17 protein-coding genes are annotated in these 19056 nt (G+C 72.9%); 13 read left to right on the forward strand and 4 right to left on the reverse strand.

What is annotated here, in order from left to right:
* The 9 genes from KBX08_RS19150 to KBX08_RS19190 form a co-directional block, all read left to right on the forward strand.
* Positions 1-485 (forward strand): beta-ketoacyl synthase chain length factor (locus tag KBX08_RS19150; protein ID WP_210784832.1); only part of this gene is annotated, 485 nt, incomplete at its 5' end.
* On the forward strand, positions 482-2098 hold the full coding sequence (locus KBX08_RS19155; RefSeq protein WP_210784833.1) for a class I adenylate-forming enzyme family protein: 1617 nt from the start codon (positions 482-484) through the stop codon (positions 2096-2098). The genes KBX08_RS19150 and KBX08_RS19155, both read left to right, overlap by 4 nt.
* A 22-nt stretch (positions 2099-2120) precedes the next feature.
* On the forward strand, positions 2121-3359 hold the full coding sequence (locus tag KBX08_RS19160; protein WP_210784834.1) for a beta-ketoacyl synthase: 1239 nt from the start codon (positions 2121-2123) through the stop codon (positions 3357-3359).
* A 76-nt stretch (positions 3360-3435) separates the two neighbouring features.
* On the forward strand, positions 3436-4527 hold the full coding sequence (gene hppD / locus KBX08_RS19165; protein WP_210784835.1) for a 4-hydroxyphenylpyruvate dioxygenase: 1092 nt from the start codon (positions 3436-3438) through the stop codon (positions 4525-4527).
* A complete protein-coding gene (locus KBX08_RS19170) occupies positions 4524-5453 on the forward strand; it encodes a phytanoyl-CoA dioxygenase family protein (protein WP_210784836.1) in 930 nt (309 codons plus the stop codon). Before hppD ends, KBX08_RS19170 begins: the two co-directional genes overlap by 4 nt.
* A 1-nt stretch (position 5454) precedes the next feature.
* Entirely contained in the window at positions 5455-6246 is a 792-nt protein-coding gene (locus tag KBX08_RS19175) for a DUF3050 domain-containing protein (RefSeq protein WP_210784837.1), read from the forward strand.
* On the forward strand, positions 6243-7217 hold the full coding sequence (locus KBX08_RS19180; RefSeq protein WP_210784838.1) for a thiamine pyrophosphate-dependent dehydrogenase E1 component subunit alpha: 975 nt from the start codon (positions 6243-6245) through the stop codon (positions 7215-7217). The genes KBX08_RS19175 and KBX08_RS19180 overlap by 4 nt, the downstream gene beginning before the upstream one ends.
* A gap of 1 nt (position 7218) precedes the next feature.
* On the forward strand, positions 7219-8187 hold the full coding sequence (locus tag KBX08_RS19185; protein WP_210784839.1) for an alpha-ketoacid dehydrogenase subunit beta: 969 nt from the start codon (positions 7219-7221) through the stop codon (positions 8185-8187).
* Entirely contained in the window at positions 8184-9542 is a 1359-nt protein-coding gene (locus KBX08_RS19190) for a hypothetical protein (RefSeq protein ID WP_210784840.1), read from the forward strand. The genes KBX08_RS19185 and KBX08_RS19190 overlap by 4 nt, the downstream gene beginning before the upstream one ends.
* Here the strand turns inward: KBX08_RS19190 and KBX08_RS19195 are convergent.
* The 4 genes from KBX08_RS19195 to KBX08_RS19210 form a co-directional block, all read right to left on the reverse strand.
* On the reverse strand, positions 9539-10225 hold the full coding sequence (locus KBX08_RS19195) for an SGNH/GDSL hydrolase family protein (RefSeq protein ID WP_210784841.1): 687 nt from the start codon (positions 10223-10225) through the stop codon (positions 9539-9541). The genes KBX08_RS19190 and KBX08_RS19195 overlap by 4 nt on opposite strands.
* Before the next feature lie 39 nt (positions 10226-10264).
* A complete protein-coding gene (locus KBX08_RS19200) occupies positions 10265-11200 on the reverse strand; it encodes a sialidase family protein (RefSeq protein WP_210784842.1) in 936 nt (311 codons plus the stop codon).
* A 102-nt stretch (positions 11201-11302) separates the two neighbouring features.
* Positions 11303-12526: an MFS transporter gene (locus tag KBX08_RS19205; protein WP_210784843.1), complete on the reverse strand. Its 1224-nt coding sequence runs from the start codon at positions 12524-12526 to the stop codon at positions 11303-11305.
* Positions 12523-14082, reverse strand: a complete 1560-nt coding sequence (locus KBX08_RS19210) for an AMP-binding protein (RefSeq protein ID WP_210784844.1) — start codon at positions 14080-14082, stop codon at positions 12523-12525. The genes KBX08_RS19205 and KBX08_RS19210 overlap by 4 nt, the downstream gene beginning before the upstream one ends.
* A gap of 313 nt (positions 14083-14395) precedes the next feature.
* Between KBX08_RS19210 and KBX08_RS19215 the strand changes: the two genes are divergently transcribed.
* From KBX08_RS19215 to KBX08_RS19230, 4 genes are all read left to right on the forward strand, one after another.
* Complete coding sequence (locus KBX08_RS19215) at positions 14396-15673, forward strand: SGNH/GDSL hydrolase family protein (RefSeq protein WP_210784877.1); 1278 nt, start codon at positions 14396-14398, stop codon at positions 15671-15673.
* 70 nt (positions 15674-15743) lie between these two features.
* Positions 15744-16955, forward strand: a complete 1212-nt coding sequence (locus KBX08_RS19220) for a cytochrome P450 (RefSeq protein WP_307850582.1) — start codon at positions 15744-15746, stop codon at positions 16953-16955.
* Positions 16956-16962: 7 nt separating this feature from the next.
* Positions 16963-17958, forward strand: a complete 996-nt coding sequence (locus KBX08_RS19225) for an alpha/beta hydrolase (RefSeq protein ID WP_210784846.1) — start codon at positions 16963-16965, stop codon at positions 17956-17958.
* Positions 17951-19054, forward strand: coding sequence for an alpha-hydroxy acid oxidase (locus KBX08_RS19230; RefSeq protein WP_210784878.1), 1104 nt, complete (start codon positions 17951-17953; stop codon positions 19052-19054). Before KBX08_RS19225 ends, KBX08_RS19230 begins: the two co-directional genes overlap by 8 nt.
* Positions 19055-19056 lie beyond the last annotated feature (2 nt).

The raw sequence follows: 19056 nt of genomic DNA on the forward strand, positions 1-19056 counted from the left end.
GGGCTTTCTGGCCTGAGGGTGGGGAGGGCGGGGGCGGCGCGGCGGGGGTGCCGGGGTTTGTGCACTCGGACTTCGCGCCGGTGGTGGTGGCCGTCGCGGAACGGTGTCTGCGACTGGCGTACGGGCCGGCGGGAGTGCCCGCCGGGGTGCGGACGGGGATCGTGCTGGTCAGCGCCAGCGGTGACCTCGCCAGCGCGCAGCACGTACGGGCCACCGTCGAGACCGGCGGGCGGATCGGCCCGCTGTTCTTCTTCCAGTCCGTGCCCAACAGCGTCGCCGGGCACCTCGCGGCTCGCTGGGACCTACGCGGCCCGGTGGTCTGCCTCAGCCCGACCGGCGACCCGTACACCGACGGCGTCGCCGAGGCCGACCTGCTGCGCGACGACGGCGACGCCGACGAGGTGTTGCTGATCCTGATCGAACAGGCACCCGACGGGCCGACCGAGGCGGTCGCGGTGCTGCTGGGGGGAGGAGCACGACCATGAGGACACGAGGACTGCGCGGCGCACTGGCCGCCGACACCGAGCTGGGTGCGGGCAACGTCCTGGCCCGGGTGCTGGCGCACGACGCCGACCCGGACGGGCCCGGCCTGACCTTCGACACCGCAGTCGACGGGCACCCCGCCGAGACGCCACTGACGCTGGGGCGGCTCGACGAGCGGGTCGCCGCCCGCGCCGCCTGGCTGCACGAACAGGGGGTACGCCCCCGCGACCCGGTCGCGGTCTGGGCCACCGCCGCCGCCGACATGGTGCTCAGTTACCTGGCGCTGGCCCGGCTCGGGGCGATCCCGGCGCTGATGAACGGCAAACTCCGCCCGGAGATCGCCGCCGAGTACATCCGCCGCCTGCGGGGCGTCGGTGTGCTGGCCGACGACGCGCACACCGCATTGCTGGCCGGGCACGACCTGGGCGTACCGCTGCTCGGCACCCCCGCGCAGGCAGGCACGGGCGACCCGGCCACGGCCCCGGCGCACTACCGGCACCACCCGGACGACCCGATCGTGATCACCCACACCTCCGGGACGACCGGGGTGCCCAAGGCGGTGCTGCACTCGCACGCCAGCCTCTTCGCGGCCACCCGGCACCTGCTCACCATGCCGCAGGCGCAGGGCACCACCCGGATCCTCAACGCGCTGCCCGCACCGCACACCGCCACGGTGCTGATGGTCAACCAGGCGCTGGGCAACCGCGCGCAGATGTTCCTGCTCTCCGAGCAGGGCGGCGAGCGGGTGCTGGACGCCATCCAACGCTGGCGCCCCGACGGGGTGTTCGGTTTCTCGGTCACCTGGGCGGAGCTGGCCCGCTTCGACCTGTCCGGGTACGACCTGGCCTCGGTGCGGCTGTGGTTCAACACCGGCGACGCCTCGCACGAGCCGCACATCCGCCGCCTGGTCGCTGTCGGTTGGCACGACACCGTCACCCGCGACGGGGTGGCGAAGGTGCCCGGCTCGGTCTTCATCGACGGGTTGGGCTCCAGCGAGATGGGGCACTCGATGTTCCACATCACCCACCGCGCCGACACCGACCGGTACGGCCGCTGCATCGGCCGCCCGTACCGGTTCGCCAAGGTCGCGGTGCTCGACGCCGACGGCGAGCCGGTGCCGGTCGGCGAGGTGGGTTTCCTGGGCATCGACTCGCCGTCGCTGTTCCGGGGCTACTGGAACGACTCGGTCACCACCTACCGCTTCCGCCAGCGCGGCTGGTACCTCACCGGTGACCTGGTCCGCGCCGACACCGACGGCCGCTACTACCACCTGGACCGGGCGGTGGACTCGGTCGACGCCGGTGACGGGCGGCGCTTCTACACCGCGCTGTCCGAGGAGCGCATCCTCGCCGCCTGCCCGGACGTCACCGACTGCACTGTGGTGATCGTCGCCGAGGCCGGCGCTGTCGTCACCGACGTGCTGCTGGAGTTGGCCGCCGGCGCCGACGAGGACGAGGACCGCACCGAGCGGGTCCGCGCCGCCCTCGGCCCGGACGTCGGCGCCACGCTGCGCCGGGTCGTGCCGGTGCGCTCCGCCGACATCCCGGTCACCGTGACCGGCAAGGTCCGCAAGGTGGTCCTGCGCGAGCGCTACCTCACCGAGGCCACGTCATGAGCGAGCGAACCGGAGCGGCGGCGTGACCGCGTTGATAACGGGGATGGGTCTGTTCACACCGGTCGGGCGGGGTGTCGAGGAAACCTTCGACGCGCTGACCACCGGCCGGTCCGGGCTGACCCGCCCGCCCGAGGGGCACCCGGCGAGCAGGTCGCTGGACGTGGCCGGTCTGCTGCCCGACATCGACCCACGTACCGTCGTGTCCGGGCCGGAGGCCCGGGTGCTGGACCGGATCGTCGTCCTCGCCCTGCTCGCCGCCGTCGACGCTCTCACCGATGCCGGCATAGAGGTGGGCCGCGACGTCGACCCCGACCGGATCGGTGTGATCGTCGGTGGGGTCGGCGGGATGGCCACCCTGGAGTCGCAGGTGCTGGCCCGGGCGGCCCGGGGTCGGGCGGCGGTCAGCCCGTACCTGCTCACCGGGATCCTGCCGAACATGCCGGCGGCGCGGATCGCCATCGCGCACGGCATCCGAGGCTACAGCTCGTCGGTGGGCACGGCTTGCGCCTCCGGCGCCCAGGCGGTCGCCGACGGGGCGCGGCTCATCGCGACCGGAGAGGTCGACGTGGTGCTCTGTGGGGCGAGCGAGGCTCCGCTCTTCCCGACCTTCGCCGACACCTTCGGCAACGCGCGGGCGTTGGCGCGCGCCGGCACCGACCCGGGGCGGGCGAGTCGGCCGTTCGACACCTCCCGCAGCGGGTTCGTCCTGTCCGAGGGTGCCGCGCTGCTGGTGCTCGAACGCGCCGAGCACGCCGCGGCGCGCGGCGTCGCCGGGTATGCCGAGGTGGCCGGGCACGGCGCGACGACGGACGCGTACCACCCGACGGCCCCCCGCCCGGACGGCGCCGGCGCGGCGGCGTGCATCCGCCGGGCGCTGCGCAGCGCCGGTGTGCCGGCGGCGGCGGTCGGTTACGTCAACGCGCACGGCACCGGCACGAAGCTCGGTGACATCGCGGAGGCCACCGCGCTGGCCGACGTCTTCGGCGTCGGCGGTGTGCCGGTCAGCTCCACCAAGGCGCTCAGCGGTCACCTGCTCGGTGCCTCCGGGGTGCTGGAGGCGGCGGCCACCGCGTTGGCGCTCGGTCGGGGGCTGCTGCCGCCGACGTACCACCTCGACGACCCGGATCCGGCCTGCCCGGCGGACCACGTCCGTGGCACGCCCCGCAAGGCGGACCTGGAGTACGCGGTCACCAACTCGTTCGGGTTCGGCGGCCAGAACGTGAGCCTGCTGCTGGCCCGGGTCGCCGAGCCGAGGGGGTGATCGAGGCGGCATTCCGGGCGGGTTGTGCCCGGACGGGGCAACGCAGGGGAATCGGGTGGGAAGGGTTTCAGGGGACATGGACATCCGTGGTATCGATCACATCGAACTCTACGTGGGGGACGCCCGACAGGCGGCCTTCTACTTCAGCACCGCCGTCGGCTTCGAGATCTGTGGCCAGGGTGGTCCGGAGACCGGGCTGGCGGGGCAGCGCTCGCTGCTGCTCTGCCACGGCGACATCCGGTTGCTGCTCACCTCCGGGCTGAGCGCCGAGCATCCGGCGTCGCGGTACGTGCAACGCCACGGTGACGGCATCGGGGTCGTCGCGGTCGAGGTCGACGACGTGCCGGCCGCGTACGCCGAGCTGGTGGCCCGGGGCGCGACCGGGGTGACGCCGCCGACCACCCGCACCGGCGCGGACGCCGAGGTGGTGATCGCCGAGGTGGACGGTTTCGCCGACGTGCGGCACCGGCTGGTGCAGCGCCGGGGCGAGGGGGGCGAGTTCCTGCCCGGCGCCATCACCGCGGCGGCGTCCACGACGGACGGTCATCCGCCGGTGCTCGCCGAGATCGACCACCTGGCGGTCTGCGTGCCGCCCGGCCAGCTCGACGAGACGGTCCGGCACTTCGAGGCGCTGTTCGGCTTCGCGCAGATCTTCGAGGAGCACATCGAGGTCGACGGACAGGGAATGAACTCCAAGGTGGTGCAGAGCCCGTCCGGGCGGGTCACAGTGGTGTTGCTCGAACCGGACCGCACCCGGCGGCCCGGGCAGATCGACGCGTTCCTCGACCAGCACGCCGGTGGGGGAGTGCAGCACCTGGGGCTGCGCACCGACGACATCGTCGGCGCGGTCGAGGCGCTGGGCCGGCGCGGGGTGCGCTTCGCCGGCACCCCCGCCAGCTACTACGACGCCCTGGAGGCGCGGGTCGGTCGGATCGACGCCCCACTGCACCGGCTGCGCGAGCTGGGTGTGCTCGTCGACTCCGACCACGACGGCCAGCTGTTGCAGATCTTCGCCGAGTCGATGCACGTGCGTCGCACGCTCTTCCTGGAGCTGATCGAGCGACGCGGCGCGCGCGGCTTCGGCAGCGGCAACATCAAGGCGCTCTACGAGGCCAAGGAGCGGGAACTGGCCGCCGTGGCGGCCACACCACAGGGGGTGGGGGCATGACCGTCACGGAGTACGAGCCGACGTTGACCGCCGAGGAGCGGGCGCTGCTGCCGTCCGACGACGACGTGCGGCACTACGCCGAGCACGGCTGGTACCTGTCGAAAAAGGTGCTCACCGACGACGAGGTGGACGCCCTCGCCGCCGCCACGCAGCGCTACTACGACGGGGAGCGGGACCGGCGGCTGCCGGTACGCCCACCGAAGCTGGCCTACTGGGAGCCATCGAAGGGCCCGGTGCAGCGGCACAACGACTACGTCCACCACGAACACGACGGGCTCGGCGCGATCCTGCGCAAGCCGCTGCTCGGCGCGGTCGCCGCCCGGCTCGCCCAGGCCGACGAGATCCGGGTCTTCCAGTCCACTCTGATCTACAAGCCGCCGATCTCCGGCGAACCGAGCAACATAGTGCCCTGGCACTTCGACAAGCACTACTGGGCGTCCTCGTCGTCGGAGAAGATGCTCACCGCGTTCATCCCCTTCCACGACTGCGGGGAGGAGATGGGCACCATCACCATGGTCGACGGTTCGCACCGGTGGAAGGAAATCGGCGCGGACGACACGGTGGTGCGCCACTTCGCCGACCGGGAGCGCAGCCAGCTGGAGGAGATGCTGGCCGAGAACGCCGCGTACAACGGCGCGGAGATCCGCAAGATCCCGATGGTGATCCCCAAGGGACACGTGAGCTTCCACCACTGCCGCACCTACCACGGCAGCGGCCCCAACGTCAGCGGTCGCCCCCGACAGGCGATCTCGCTGCACCTGCAGGACGGCGACAACGCCTGGCGGGAGTATCCGCTCTCCGACGGCACGCTCGCCGCGTACAACCACGACGTGCTGGTCCGCCGCACCCACGACGGGCGGCCGGACTACGCGGACCCGGACTACTGCCCGATCATCTGGCGCCACCGCGCCCAGCAGGGAGGCTGACATGTCACGGTACGACTGGGGTAAGACGCACCCGGGCATCGAGCGGTTGGAGCGGGCGGTGACCGACAGGCGCGACGCCGTGGTCAAACACCCGCTCTACGCCAACCTCGACACCCACGAGGCGCTGGTCACCTTCATGCGGCACCACGTCTTCGCGGTCTGGGACTTCATGTCCCTGCTGAAGTCGCTGCAACGACAGCTGACCTGCGTCAGCGTGCCGTGGATCCCGACCGGCCCGACCGGCAGCCGCCGCCTCATCAACGACATCGTCATGGTCGAGGAGAGCGACGAGCTGGGCGGCGGCTACATCAGCCACTTCGAGCTGTACGTGCAGGGCATGGCCGAGGCCGGCGCGGACACCACGGCGGTGAACGCGCTCATCGACCTGCTGCGCGCCGGCCGGCCGGTCACCGAGGCGCTCGCCGAGGCCGGGGTGCCGGCCGCGTCGGCGAGGTTCGCCGCGACCACCTGGCAGATCATCGAGTCCACCCCGGTGCACTGCCAGGCGGCGGCCTTCGCGTTCGGCCGGGAGGACCTGATCCCGGACATGTTCACCCAGGTCGTCTCGGTCAACGAGCACAGCAACCGGCTGCACACGTTCGTCGACTACCTGGAGCGGCACATCGAGGTCGACGGCGAGCAGCACACCCCGATGGCCATGCAGATGCTCGCCGACCTGTGCGGCGACGACGACACCAAGTGGCAGGAGTGCGCCGACACGGTCAACACCGCCCTCGCCGCCAGGGCCCGGCTCTGGGACGACATCCTGGCCGCCATCAAGGGGCCCGCGTGACCGACGCCGACCCGGTCCGGCTCTACCGCACGGTCCGGCTGATCCGCCGGTTCGAGGAACGGGCGGTGGAGCTGGTCCACGGCGGGCAGATCGTCGGCGGCATCCACCCGTACCTCGGTCAGGAGGGGATCGCCGCCGGCGTCTGCGCCGCGCTGGGCGCCGACGACGTGCTCGCCGGCACCCATCGGGGGCACGGGCACGTCCTGGCCCGCGGGGCCGACCCGGCCCGGATGCTCGCCGAGTTGTGCGGCCGGGTCACCGGCCTCAACGCCGGCCGGGGCGGTTCGATGCACGCCGCCGACCTGAGTATCGGCGTGCTCGGCGCCAACGCGATCGTCGGCGCCTCCGGGGCGATCATCACGGGCGCGGTCTGGGCCCACCGCCGCCGGGGCCGCGACACCGTCGGGGTGAGCTTCTTCGGCGACGGCGCGGTCAACGAGGGGATGCTGCTGGAGGCGTTCAACCTGGCCGCGCTCTGGCGGGTGCCGGTGCTGTTCGTCTGCGAGAACAACGGTTACGCCACCACCATGCCGGTCGCCGGCGCGGTGGCCGGCAGCATCGCCGGGCGGGCCGCCGCGTTCGACATCCCGGCCGTGCGCGTCGACGGCCAGGACCCCGAGACGGTACGCGTCGCCGCGTGCGCCGCCGTCGACCGGATGCGCGCCGGCGGCGGCCCCGAGCTGATCGAGGCCCGGACCTACCGCTTCGACGTCCACCACACCTTCGAACACGCGGTACGCCTCGACGACTATCGCCCACCCGACGAGGTGACCCGTGGTCGGGTCCGTGACCCGGTGCGCATCCAGGGTGAACGCCTCGCCGACGCCGATCGCGCCGCCGTGGACGCCGAGGTCGAGGCGACCCTCGACGCGGCGGTGCGGTTCGCCCTGGACAGCCCGGAACCCGACCCGGCCGAGGCGTTGACCTACCTGTACGCCAGCGGCCTGACCGCCCGCACCGGAGGTGGCTGAGGTGCCCCGACTGTCGTACCGCCGGGCGCTGACCCGGGCCCTCGCTGACGAGTTGGCCCGCGACGAGGCGGTGTTCCTGCTCGGCGAGGACGTTCGGGTCGGGGCGTCGCTGGTGACCACCGGGCTGGCCAAGCGGTTCGGCGCCGAACGGGTCCGCGACACCCCCCTGTCGGAGCAGGCGTTCACCAGCTTCGCGACCGGTGCGGCGCTGGCCGGGCTGCGGCCGGTGGTCGAGTTCCAGATCCCGTCGCTGCTGTTCCTGGTCTTCGAGCAGATCGTCAACCACGCGCACAAGTTCCCGTTGATGACCGGCGGGCAGTGCAGTGTCCCCGTCACCTACCTGGTGCCCGGCTCCGGCTCGCGTACCGGGTGGGCCGGGCAGCACTCCGACCACCCGTACAGCCTCTTCGCCCACGTCGGCGTGGTCACCGTCGTGCCGGCCACCCCGGCCGACGCGTACGGGCTGCTGGTCACCGCGATCCGCCACGACGACCCGGTGGTGGTGTTCGCGCCGGCCGGCGCGATGGACGTGCGCGACGACGTCGACGACCTGACGCCGGTGCCGCTGGGCCGGGGCCGGATCCACCGCTTCGGCGACGACGTGACGGTGGTCGCGATCGGGCACCTGGTGCACGACGCGCTCGCCGTCGCCGAGGAGTTGGCCGACCAGGTCTCGGTGGAGGTGTTCGACCCGCGCACCCTGTACCCGTTCGACATCGACGGTCTCACCGAGTCGGTGGCCCGCACCGGACGCCTCGTGGTGCTCGACGACGGCAACCGTTCCTGCGGAATGGCCGCCGAGATCATCGCGAGCGTGGTGGAGCGGGTCCGGTTGCTCGCGCCGCCGCGCCGGGTCACCCGCCCGGACGGGGCGGTGCTGCCGTTCGCCCCGGCACTGGACCGGGCCGTCCAACCCGGCCGGGACCAGCTCGCCACCGCCATCCACCTGACCCTGAAGGACGGATCATGATCGACCCGAACTATCCGTGGCCGGCGGCCGACCGGGCCTGGACCGACCTTCCGGAGCCGGGCCGTCGGGCCATGGTGGCCAGTGGGGCGGCGGCCTGGGAGCAGCTCTTCCACGGCCGGGCCACCTACAACAAGCAGTGGCGGTTGGCCCGACCCCCGGTGCTCACCGCCGACGCCTGGCGGGAACTCAACGAGGTCTGCGACCGGCTCGCCCAGCTCATCCTCGACGCCTGCCGTCGGCGGGCCGGCACCGCCGGTGAGCTGCGCCGGCTGCTCGGCGTACCGGCGGGGGAGACCCGGCTGCTGGACGAGGCCGAGCCGCTGACCGAGGCGCTGCTGGCCGCGTACCGCCCGGACGTGATCTTCTCCGCCGGGGTGCCGAAGTTCGTCGAGTACAACATCGACAGCAGCCTCGGCGGTGGGTTCGACGCCGACACCGTCATCCAGCGGTACGAGGGCCTCTACCGGGAGCACGGCATCCTCGACGACCTGCCGGTGCGGGCCGCGCCGTCGCTGCTGGACCAGCGGTTCGTGGCGATCCGCGAGGAGCTGCGGCTGCCCGAGGGCGCCCGGGTGGCGCTGCTGATGGACTTCGACGGCGACTACCCGGGCCTCGACGACCCGCAGACGTTCATCCGGATCCTCGACCCCCTCGCCGTACGGGCCCGGGACTTCGGCATCGACCTGGTCATCGCCCCGGTCGCCACCGCCACAGTGGACGCCGACAACCGTCTGGTCGTCGACGGCGCCCCGGTCGACGCGCTGTTCCGGTTGTTCGTGCCCAACCGGGTCACCCCGACCGCCGGTCTGGACGCGGTGGCCGTGGCCCTCGCCGCCGGCACCCTGCCGATGTTCGTGTCGGCGGCGGCCTGGCTGCTCGGCAACAAGACCACGTTCGGTTGGTTGTGGGAGGACGTGGCCGGGCTGCCCGCCGACGACCAGGCACTGATCCGCCGGCACGTGCCGTACACGGTGCCGTTGACCGCCGCGGTGCTCGACCGGGCCATCGCCGAGCAGGCCACGTTGGTGGCGAAGCCGGCCGACGGTTCGGCCGGGCACGGTGTGCTGCTCGGCCCGGAGTTGAGCGCGGCGGACTGGGCCGACGGTGTGCGGGCCGCCGTCGACCAGGGCGGCGCCATCCTCCAGGAGTACCTGCCGACCGACCGGGTGTCGATGGACTTCGTCCAGATCGAGACGGGTGAGACGGTCACCGCCGACGTCCCGTACTCCCTGGCCCCGTACCTGTTCGGTCGGCACGCCTCCGGCGGCCTGGCGAGGGTCGGCTACCCCGGCTGTGACGGCATCCTCAACCTGGCCCACGGCGTCCTCCTAACCGGAATCCTCCTAACCGACTAACCGCGCCGGAGGGGATGGCGGGTGGACAGGGCGCGGAGGGTTTCGGCGGTGGCCACGGCGTCGCTGCGGGCGCTGCCGTGGCGGCCGTCGGTGCTGTAGAGGGTGGGGTCGGCCGTCAGGGGATGGTCGGTCAGGTGCACGTGGATGGTGTTCAGGCGCTCGGCCAGGCTTGCCGTGTGGGCCGACAGGCGGCGCATTCGGTCGCCCAGGCCGGGCCGCAGGTGCGCGGGCACCGCCGGGCTGTGCGAGACGTCGAACATGCCAACTGTGATCACGTCGGCGCCCACGTCGCGCAGCCCGATGATCATCGCGGTCAGCTCGGCGTCCACCGCCTCCGCGTCGTACGCCGGGTGGAAGGCGTCGTTGCCCCCGCAGACGACCAGCGCCAGGTCCGGTGCGAACGCCAGCGCCGGGGCGAGCTGGGTGGCCCGCACCTGGTGCGCGCGCAGCCCGCGTCGACCCAGATTCCGGTACGCCAACTCGGGGCGCACGGCGGTCAGCTCGGCGGCGACCCGGTCGACCCACTGTACGTCCGGGTAGCCCGGTGTCGGCTCACACATGCCCTCCACGACGCTGTCGCCGAGCGCCACGAACCGCCGCCACGGGTGCCCGTTCAGCAGCTCGGCGGCCTCCCCGGGGCGCAGACAGTACGGGTCCGTCGATTCGGCGAGCGTCGATGGCATGCCGGCACGCTAGCCGACCGCCGGGCTGCCCGGCCAGGCTCAGCCGGTCAGGCTGACCTCGGCCAGGTAGACACAGGTCCGCCCCTCGTGCGACGAGTAGTAGCTCACCCAGAGCAGGTCGTCGTGCCAGACCAGGCCGGGGTAGCTGGTGTCGCCGCCGGACGGCAGCGCGACCAGCTCGGTCAGCTCGCCCCGGTCCGGGTCGACGACGCAGATCGCGGTGCGGACCTCGCCGTCGTGCAGCCGCACCCCGGCCAGCAGCAGCCCGTCGGGCAGCCGGAGCAGCGTCGGCCCGCCCACCTGGACACCGAGATCCGTCCAGGTCCAGTCCCGGTACGGCGGCACGGCCCGGCCGAGCTGCGCGCTCGCGGTGCCCGCGTCCCGCCGCAGCAGGCAGAGGGCGGTGCCGTCCGGGGCGAAGACCAGACCGGACTCGTTGGGGTACCCGTCCTCGAACAGCATCGGCACCCACTGCCGCAGGTCCACCCCGTCCGTGCTCCGGTAGAGCCGGGCGAACCTCGGCTCCCGGGTGGCGTAGCCGACGCCGTACATCGCGTCGTCGTGCCAGGCCGCCCGCCACACCCAGACGCCCGGCTCGCCCACCTGGGTCGGACCGCCCCAGGCGTGCCCGTCGGTGGAGAGCCAGGTCACCGTCTGGAACGTCTTGGTGACCGCGCCGGTGGCGGCCGCCGCCAGCAGTTGCAGCCGCCCGTCGGGTCGTGCCACGAAGCGCGGATCGCGCAGGTCGGTGCCGGCCTGCGCGATGACCGTCGCGGAGGTCCAGGACCGACCGTCCGTCGACGTCAGAACCCGGATCACGCCGTCGTCACTGAGGTGGGTGCGGGCCTCCCGGAAGGCGCAGAACCAACGTCCGGAGTACCGGACCAGGTCGGTGAACGCGCTGTGCGGCGCGCTGTCGCCGATCCGGCGTACGGCGGTGACCTCGGCGGTGCGGCGGCGGGTGGGTGACGTCATACGCGGCGACCTCCAGGTGCGGTGACGACGGTCGACGCTAGCCGTCCCCGGTCGACGCCCGCGCGGCCAGCAGCCGAACGTCCGACGAACAACGCGCGCGCTTTACCGGGTGGTGACGGGGGTGGGCCGCGCCGGCGTCTCCGGGCCGGAGGCCCTGCTCAGCAGCGGGTACGCGGTGACCACCAGGCACGCCGCCGCCATGGTCAGCAGGGCCGGGGTGAATCCCAGAGCGTCCACCGACCAGCCGCCGAGCAGCGCGCCGACCGGCAACCCGACGAACGCCAACGAACCGGCGATGCCGATCACCCGGGTCTGCAACTCCGGTGGCACCCGCTCGTAGAGCGCCACGCCGAGCAGCGGGTTGACCGCCGCGATGCCGATTCCGGACAGGAACGTCACCACGAGCACCACCGGCAGCTCGTCGCTGATCGCCAGCGCCACCAGCCGGGGCGTGCCGGCGACCAGCGCGCCGACCAGGAACGTCAGCCGCCGGGGCAGCCGGGGCCCGAGCGCGGTGAACACCAGGTTGCCCAGCAGCGCGCCCGCCGAGAACGCCGCCAGCACCAGGCCGAGACCGCTCGGGCCGGGCAGCTCCCGGGCGACCCAGACCGGGATGTAGACGGCCACGCTCGCGTTGGCCACCATGTTCAGCGCCGAGATGACGGCGAGCATGCCGAGCAGCGGCCGGTCCCGGCCCAGGTAACTGAAGCCACCCCGCAGGGCGCGCAGGTAACCTTCCGGCTGGGTGGGTTGCGTCGGGACGGCCGGCGGGCGGACCAGGACACCGATGAGCAGCGCGCAGACCCCGAAGCTGGCCGCGTCGATGAGGATCGCCTCGGTCACCCCGAAGACAGCGATCAGCAGGCCGCCCACTGCGGCGCCGAACAGTGTCACCACCCGGCTGAGCCCGTCGTACGCGGAGGTCAGCCGGATCAGCGGCACTCCGGCGGCCTCCGCGACCGGGCGGAACATCACGTGCTTCACCCGGTCCCCGATGCCCCGCAGCGCGCCGGCCACCGCGACGAGCGCCACCAGCGGGACGAAGCCCAACCACGGGGTCAGCGCCACGACGACCATCACCACCGCGCTGCCCGCGTCGCAGAGGATCGAGGTACGGCGCAGGCCGATCCGGTCCGCCCACGGCGTGCCCAACGCGCTGGACAGCAGGTAGGGCAGGGTCTCGGCGAACGCGACAAGACCCATCTTGGTGGGGCTGCCGGTGGTGACCAGCACCAGCCACGGAATGGTCACCACCGAGATGCGGGTGCCCAGGTTGGAGATCAGGTCCGCGCTGACCAGGACGACCAGTTGTCGGCGGGGGGTCACGCCCCGACCGCCGCCGCCCGACGGGCCGCGTACCGCGCGCGCAGCGCCCGCTTGTCCACCTTCATCGACCGGTTCACCGGCAGCCGGTCGAGGAACTCCACAGCGGCCGGCGCCCACATCTCGTTGAGTTCGGCGGTCACCAGGTCGATCAGTTCCGCCCCGGTGACCGTCGCGCCCGGCCCGAGCACCACGTACGCGTACGGCACCTCGCCGACCGTCTCGTCCGGCACGCCGATCACGGCGGCGGCCCGTACCTGGGAGTGCCCGACCAGCACGTCCTCGATGGGACGGCAGAAGATCGCCCAGTTCCGGCGATGCGTGACGATCATGTCGTGGGCCCGGTCGACGAGGTAGAGGTAGCCGTCGTCGTCGAGGTGGCCGATGTCGCGGGTTCGCACCCACCCGTCGACGAGCGTCTGCGCGGTCAGCTCGGGCTGACCGTGGTAGCCGGCGAAGCTCAGTCGGGTCCGCACCCACACCTCGCCGTCGCGGCCGGTCGGCAGCACCGCGCCGTCGTCGTCGCGGATCTCGATGCGGACGTCGCCGTAGGGCCGCCCGCAGGAGCGCAACCGCTCCGGGTGCTCCGGATCGTCGGTCAGCCCGGGCAGCGCGGTGATCACGACCGCCTCGCTGAGGCCGTACACGATGCGCAGCACCGGACCGAACCGCGCGATGGCCTGGCGCAGCCGGGCGGGCGCGGCGGGCCCGGCGCCCACGTTGAACATGAACATGGCGGAGAAGTCCGCGCCCACCAGCGCCGGGTGGTCCAACACCTCGTAGAGCATCGGCGGGGTGACGAAGGTCGAGTTGATCCGCTCCCGTTGCACGGTGTCCACGAAGGCCACCGGGTCCCAGTCGTCGCGCAGGAACAGCACCCCGCCGGTGAACAGGTTGAACAGTGTGGTGATCTGCCCGCTGGCCAGCCACATCGGCGAGTGGGACAGGTGTCGCAGCAACGGGAACCCGGCGGCGCGGAAGTCGGCGGCCAGGGCGAGGATCTGGGCGTAGAAGCTCTCCCGGTGGTGCACCAGCTTGGGGCTGCCGGTGGTGCCACTGGTCTGCAGGAACGACTCGGGCGCCGGCACGGGCGCCGGCAGCTCCGCCACGTCGGTGTCGGCGGTGAGGTCAGGGCCGGCGCCACCCGCGCCCAGACAGCAGACCGGTGTGCCGGGCAGCGCGACGGCCAGCTCCGGGCCCAGGCTGGCCCCGTCCCGGGCGTCGTAGACCAGGGCGTCCGGGCGAGCCAACCGGATGAACTCGTCGACCTCCCGGCGCGCGGTCACCGGGGCGACCCACATCGTCCGGCAGCCGAGCAGGTGCAGGGCCAGTTGCAGCAGTGGACCCTCCACCGTGTTCGCCACGGTCACCAACACCGCCGACCCCGGCCGTACGCCATGCCGGGTCAACGTCGCGGCCATCGCCCGGACCCGCGCGGCGGCCTCGGCGTAGGTGAGTCGCCGATCGGCGCCGACCAACGCCTCCCGGTCGCCGAATTCGGCGAAGAGGTCCAACACCCTGTGCACGTAGGTAGTGGTGTGCCCGGGTCCGTCAGTCATCCGGCAGCCCCCATCCGAGAAAGCGGCGGTCCCCGGGCAGCTCCCGGTGACGACGCGACGGTGGCGCGCTCGGGCGACCGCTCCGCCGCCGCCTGGAAGCCTAGGCGGGAAACGGCTGGTCGAAACCGTGCCGACGGGCGGTCCGAGCGTCCCGCCGGACATTTGATCGCGTCGATCAGGTTGATTGACGCCTGTCAGCGGCGGCGGCTAGGTTTCTGGACCATCGTCCAGGCGGGCGCCGTCAGCGGACGGCCCTGGGCTGCCACACGATGGAGGTTCCATGGCAACGGCAACCCCGAAGAGATGGCATGTCATCGCCGCTGCGGCCGCGCTGTTGATCGCCGGCGCACCCGCCGTCGTCGCCAGCGCCGGTCCGTCCGGCACCGCCGCCAGCCGACCCGACCGCGCCGAGTGGGCGGGCAGCTGGGCCACCGCTGTCACCCGGGGCAACTCGGTCGGGTTGACCAACACCGGCCTCAACGACCAGAGCGTCCGGATGATCGTGCACGTCTCCGTGGGCGGCCCGGCACTGCGGGTCCGCCTGAGCAACCTCTACGGCGAGCAGGCGGTCAAGGTAGGACGCGCCACAGTGGCCCGGCCGAACACCGCGACCCCCGACGACCTCTCCGACATCGACGCCGCCTCGGTACGCCCGCTGACCTTCACCGGTGCCACCACGGCGACCATGAACCGGGGCGCCGAACTGCTCAGCGACCCGTTGGCCTTCCCGGTCGCTGACGACAGCGACCTGGTGGTCACAGTGCACTTCCCGACGCCGACCGGCCCGACCACGTTCCACGGGCAGTCCCAGCAGGCCAACTTCATCGGTGCCGGGGATCTGACCGGGGTGGCCGAGGGCACCGGGTTCACCACCCGTCCGACCTGCTGCTGGTTCTTCCTCTCCGGCGTCGACGTGCAGCGCAAGGGCAGCCCCGGCGCGCTGGTAGTGCTCAGCGACTCCATCGGCGACGGCAACGGCAGCACCGTAAACGCCAACCGGCGCTGGCCCGACCTGCTCTCCGACCGGCTGCTCGCCGACCGGCCGGACCGGCGCACCCCGGGCGTGCTCAACCTGAGCCTGGCCGGCAACCGGCTCAACCACGAGGGCACCGAGCCGGGCGACGGCAACTACCCGGGCTACTACCAGCTCGGCCCGAACGCGGCGGCCCGGCTCAACGAGGACGTGTTCGGCCAGACCGGGGTGCGTACCGTCGTCACCCACCTGGGCATCAACGACATCTGGATGTCGAACGACTCACCCGAGGCGATCATCGGCACGCTGCGGCAGATCAACCAGCAGCTCCAGCAGCGCGGGCTGACCAGCCTGGTGGCCACGCTGACGCCGTACGAGGGGCACGGCGCGCCGGGCGTGTGGACGCCGCAGAAGGAGGCCACCCGCCAGGCGGTGAACGCGTACCTGCGCGGCAGTCGGGAGTTCGACGGGCTGCTCGACTTCGACCGGGTGCTGCGCGACCCGGCACGGCCCAGCCAACTGCTGCCCGCGTACGACTCGGGGGACCACATCCACCCGAACGACGCCGGCAACCAGGCACTGGCAAACGCCGTGCCGCTGCGGCTGCTCGACCTGTGACATGGGCCGGGGGCGGCGGGTGATCCCCGCTGCCCCCGGTCACCGACATCGGCGGGGGGAGGAGTTGGCCGTGGACGTGGACGAGATACTCACCGGCCTGTACAGCGAGGAGGGCAGACAGGACCCGTACCCGTGGTACGCGGACCTGCACCGGCTCGGCCCGATCAGCGCGCTGCCGGCCCGCGCCGAGCACCGGACGGTGACCGCCGTCGCGGTCGGCTACGACCTGGTCGACGGGCTGCTGCGCGATCCGGAGTGGACGAAGCAGCCGCCGCCGGGCTGGGAGGAGCAGGAGATCCTGCGGACTTTCCAGACCTCGATGATGTTCGTCAACCCGCCCGATCACACCCGGATGCGGCACGTCTTCTCCCGCACCTTCACGCCGCGCCGGCTCGGCGCGCTGGAACCGGTGATCCTGCGGGTGGTGGACGAGCTGCTGGACCGGATGGCGGACGCCGGGGAGGGCGTCGTCGACTTCGTGGCCGACTTCGCGTACCCGATTCCGGCGCTGGTGATGGCCGAGTTCATCGGCATCCCGGCAGCGGAGTTGCAGTGGTACCGCGAACGGGTGGAGTGGATCGACGAGTTCCTGGACGTGGCGGGGAAGACCCCGCAGCGGCTGGCCGCGGCCAACACCGCCGCGCGGGAGTTGCGGGCCTTCTACCGGGAGCTGCTCGGGCACCGCCGCCGGGTGCCCGGCGACGACCTGCTCAGCGCGTTGGTCGAGGCCCTCGACTCCGGGGAGGTGGAGCTGACCGAGGAGGAACTGGTCAGCAACCTGATCGTGCTGTTCAACGCCAGCTTCGTCACCACCGTCTACATGTTCAGCAACGGACTGCCGTTGCTGCTGGCCCACCCGCAGACCGTCGCGGCGCTGCCCACCGACGCCACGCTGGCGCAGGGCTGCGTCGACGAGGTGCTGCGGTTGGCGAGCCCCGTGCACTTCCTGGCCCGCGCCGCGCCGACCGACACCGTGCTGCACGGCGTGCCGGTCGCCACTGACGACAACGTGCTCATCATGATCGGGGCCGCCAACCGCGACCCGGCCCGCTTCCCGGCACCGGACACCTTCGACCCGACCCGTTGCGGCCCGCCGTCGCTGGCCTTCGGGGTGGGCCCGCACTTCTGCCTCGGCGCGGCGGTGTCGCGGCTGGAGGGCCGCCTCGCGCTGCCCCGGCTGTTCGCCCGGTTCCCCGCGCTGACGGTCACCGAGACGCCGGCGTACAGCGGCAGCCTGTTTCTACGCGGCATCGACACGTTGCTGGTCAACACCGGTGGATAGGAGCGAGATGGCAGTGCACCCGGAGGTGGCGGCCTACCGGGCGGCCCGTGCCGCGGCCGGCACCCCGCCGCTGTACGCACAGACCCTCTCCGAGGCGCGCGCCGCGGACCTGGCCGCGATCCGCGCCGGCAGCGGCGCGGTCGAGCCGGTGACCGAGGTACGCGACGAGCGGATCCCCGGGCCCGCCGGTGAGCTGCGGCTGCGGGTGTACCGGCCGACCGGGTCGGGTCCGCTGCCCACCCTGCTGTACTTCTTCGGCGGCGGCTGGACGCTCGGCAGCATCGACACCGCCGACGGCATCTGCCGGCGGCTGGCCAACGCCGTGCCCTGTCAGGTGATCACCGTCGGCTACCGCCTCGCCCCGGAGCACCCCTTCCCGGCTGCGGTGCACGACTGCCACGCCGCCACCTCGTGGATCGCCCGGCACGCCGACGAGCTGGGAGTGGACCCGACCCGGCTGGCGGTGGGAGGCGACAGCGCCGGCGGGAACCTGGCCGCCGCGGTCACCCTGCTCAGCCGTACGGACGGGCCGCCGCTCGCCGCGCAGTTGCTGGTCTATCCGAACACCGACCAGAGCGGCGAACCGGCCGGGGACGACGACCCGGCGCTGTTCAACAGCCGTTCGGTCGCCTGGTACCGGACGCACTACCTGGCCGATCCGGCGTACGCGAAGGATCCGCTGGCCTCGCCGCTGCTCGCCGACGACCTGTCCGGGTTGCCGCCGGCGCTGGTGGTCACCGCCGAACTGGATCCCCTGTGCGCCGAGGGGCAGCGGTACGCCGAGCGGCTGCGCGACGCTGGTGTGTCCACCCGGCTGGAGCACTACCCGAGCATGATCCACGGGTTCTTCGCCATGCCGGGCACCTTCACCGACGGTCGGCGCGCGCAGGAAAGCGCCGCGGCCTTCCTCCGCGAGCGCTTCGGACTGCCGGCCGGGCCGGGCGGGGTGGATGAGCCGGCCGAGCCGGATGCCGCGACGGGTCCGGGGCCGGGCGATGGGTGAGCGGGTGTTTGCCGACCTGCCGGCCGTGTCGCTCGCCGACTACGCCGAGCGGGCCCGGGCCGTGCTGCCGCCGGACGTGTGGGACTACCTGGCCGGCGGCAGCGCGTCCGAGGTGACCCTCGCCGCGAACCGTCGCGCGCTGGACCGGGTCGCGGTGCTGCCCCGGGTGCTGCGCGGGGTGGACACCGTCGACCTCGGCACCCACCTGCTCGGCCGGCGGTACGCCATGCCGGTCGGGGTGGCGCCGATGGCGTACCAGCGGTTGGTGCACCCGGACGGAGAACTGGGTCTGGCGGCGGCGGCCGGCGCGGCAGGGATCCCGTACCTTGCCAGCACGCTGGGCAGCACCCCCATCGAACAGGTCACCGGGGTGGGCGCGGACGTCTGGTTCCAGCTCTACTGGCTGCGCGACCGGGCGCTCGTCCGCGACCTGCTGGACCGGGTCGTCGCGGCCGGGTGCCGGGCGCTGGTGGTCACCGTGGACGTCCCGGTGCTCGGCCGACGTCCCCGGGACCTGCGCAACGCGTTCCGGCTGCCGACCGAGGTGGTCGCCGCGAACCTCCCCGACGGTCGCGACGCGCTGGCGCACGCCGGTGCGCCCGGGGTGTCCGCGATCGCCGCGCACACCGCCGCGTCGTTCGCGCCGGCGCTGCGCTGGGCGGACCTGGCGTGGCTGCGCGAGCAGGTCGACCTGCCGCTGGTGGTCAAGGGGCTGCTGGACCCGCGCGACGCGACCGAGGCGGTACGGGTCGGCGCGGACGCGGTGGTCGTCTCCAACCACGGCGGGCGGCAACTGGACGGCTCACCGGCGAGCGTCACCATGCTGCCGCAGGTCGTCGACGTGGTCGGGGACGACTGCCAGGTGCTGCTGGACAGCGGCATCCGGTGCGGCACCGACGTGCTGCGGGCGCTGGCGTTGGGTGCGGCCGGGGTGCTGGTCGGCCGGCCGCTGCTCTGGGCCCTCGCAGCCGGTGGCGAACCGGCCGCCCGGGACGCGTTGGGGCTGCTCGTGGCCGAGTTGACCGACGCGCTCATCCTGGCCGGCTGCGCCGACGTGGTGGCGGCCGGCGAGCTGCGCACCCTCGGGGTCGGCTGAGC

The organism is Micromonospora sp. H61 (assembly GCF_018070325.1).
In the GTDB taxonomy this organism is placed as follows: Bacteria; Actinomycetota; Actinomycetes; order Mycobacteriales; family Micromonosporaceae; genus Micromonospora; species Micromonospora salmantinae.